Below are 1,351 nucleotides of genomic sequence, written 5' to 3'. Positions count from 1 at the left end.
CCAATCAACCCCGCCGAGTTCCCCCTCTTTCTGAAACAGGAGGTCGGGGTGGGGCACCCCGAGCCTGCTTCTTATACACATCTAAATGTTAAAAAGAGACGGGCCGCCGTCTCGGCACGCTGCGGCACCGCCGCGAACTCCGCCGGTCACATCCTGTTCGGGCCGCCGCCGGCCACCGATACCGAACTCGTCCATCTCGCACATCAACTCGACGACATCGAAAGGCAGGTCGCGCAGTCGTGACTCAGCCCAATCCGGAGAACGCCCGCGAAGCCCTGCAGGCCCTGCGCACCGAGATCGCCAAGGTGGTGGTCGGACAGGACGCGGTGGTCAGCGGGCTGGTGATCGCACTGCTGTGCCGCGGGCATGTCCTGCTGGAGGGGGTGCCCGGGGTCGCCAAGACGCTGCTGGTGCGCACGCTGGCCGCGGCCCTGCAGCTGGATTTCAAGCGGGTGCAGTTCACGCCGGACCTGATGCCGGGCGACGTCACCGGCTCCCTGGTCTATGACGCGCGCACCGCGGAGTTCGAGTTCCGGGCCGGGCCGGTGTTCACCAACCTGCTGCTGGCCGACGAGATCAACCGGACTCCCCCGAAAACGCAGGCGGCCCTGCTGGAGGCCATGGAGGAGCGTCAGGTCAGCGTCGACGGCACCCCGCGCCCGTTGCCCGATCCGTTCATCGTGGCGGCCACCCAGAACCCGATCGAGTACGAGGGCACCTATCAGCTGCCCGAGGCCCAGTTGGACCGCTTCCTGCTCAAGCTGAATGTGCCACTGCCGCCGCGGGATCAGGAGATCGCGATCTTGGGCAGGCACGCGCACGGTTTCGATCCGCGCGATCTGTCGGCCGTCCGACCGGTGGCCGGGGCGGCCGAACTCGCCGCAGGCCGCGAGGCGGTGCGTCAGGTCCTCGTCGGTGAGGAGGTGCTGGGCTACATCGTCGACATCGTGGGTGCCACACGGCATTCGCCGTCGCTGCAGCTCGGGGTGTCACCGCGCGGCGCAACGGCGCTGCTGGCCACGTCGCGGTCGTGGGCCTGGCTGTCCGGGCGCAACTACGTCACCCCCGACGACGTCAAGGCGATGGCCCGGTCCACCCTGCGCCACCGGGTGGCGCTGCGCCCCGAGGCCGAGTTGGAAGGCGCTACTGCCGACGGCGTGTTGGACGGCATCCTGGCCGCCGTCCCGGTGCCGCGCTGATGGTTCTCACCGGCCGCGCCGGTCTGGTGGCACTGGTCTGTGTGCTGCCGATCGCGTTGGCCCCTTGGCCGGCAACGGCTTTCGTCGCGCTGTTGGCGCTGTTGGCGGTTGCGGTGGCGGCCGACGTGGCGCTGGCAGGCCGGATCGGCGGG

Annotated in this window: 1 protein-coding gene and 1 pseudogene; both read left to right on the top strand. The window is 69.4% G+C overall.

The window, feature by feature from the left end:
• Window positions 1-243 (top strand): annotated as a pseudogene (locus BN4332_RS25970) (hypothetical protein); the annotation flags it as partial.
• The gene (locus BN4332_RS25965; protein WP_066902328.1) at window positions 240-1,199 is read left to right on the top strand and encodes an AAA family ATPase; all 960 of its coding nucleotides are present in this window, start codon (window positions 240-242) and stop codon (window positions 1,197-1,199) included. The pseudogene BN4332_RS25970 and the gene BN4332_RS25965, both read left to right, overlap by 4 nt.
• The last annotated feature ends 152 nt before the right edge of the window (window positions 1,200-1,351 follow it).

This window comes from Mycolicibacterium houstonense, from assembly GCF_900078665.2.
In the GTDB taxonomy this organism is placed as follows: Bacteria; Actinomycetota; Actinomycetes; order Mycobacteriales; family Mycobacteriaceae; genus Mycobacterium; species Mycobacterium houstonense.
Note: the sequence above shows the minus strand (reverse complement) of the source record. Positions and strands in the feature narration are given on the sequence as shown.